Raw genomic sequence first — 598 nt, 5'->3', positions numbered from 1 at the left:
TTCCTGTAGATATTCACCCTTGGGTTTACACAAACGATATAAACGGACATGATATAATTCTTGGGCCGACAGATATAACTGACAGATAGATTTAACCAGGTCGCGAAAAGCTACTGGGTCAGAGGGATTAGAGTTTAACCAGTAACGATGACGATGAGGTTGTAGAGTCGCTTCCTTTTAAAAAACGCCCCACACTGCGGGGTGAAATCTTCTCCACAATCCTTCTATCTATGGCTTCTTCTGCTAGCTCCCTTGGAGTCCAATGACTCACTGGTCTTTGAGATTGTTTTGGGTCTTCACAGGCCATTGCTACGATTTGGACTACTTGTTCCACGGAGAAAAATTTGGTTGTTCCTGGTCGGGGAGCATCACTGAGAATCTCTTCTATCAGTTTCCTTAACTTCTTGTCGCTCACCTGTTGAGTTTCAGCAATTGCAAGTTGTTCAGAAGCCTCCAACCACCTTTTTCGCCACTGCCTCACTTGCCTTCGATGTAGTTGTAGTTGTTCACTGATCGCTGTATTGTTGGTTCCAGAGGCAGCAGCTAGGATGAGTTTTACCCTTCTGACCAGGCCATAGGAATTGGTGGTCTGAAGGGT

The 598-nt window shown here is 45.3% G+C and carries 1 protein-coding gene; it reads right to left on the bottom strand.

Annotated elements, in window-relative coordinates; all coding sequences use genetic code 11:
• Nucleotides 1-127: 127 nt before the first annotated feature.
• The coding region (locus D5R40_RS33650; RefSeq protein ID WP_205127894.1) for a helix-turn-helix domain-containing protein at nucleotides 128-598 on the bottom strand (471 nt) is incomplete at its 5' end.

It is taken from the genome of Okeania hirsuta, from assembly GCF_003838195.1.
Classification (GTDB): Bacteria; Cyanobacteriota; Cyanobacteriia; order Cyanobacteriales; family Microcoleaceae; genus Okeania; species Okeania hirsuta.
This window is presented reverse-complemented; position numbering and strand designations above follow the sequence as displayed.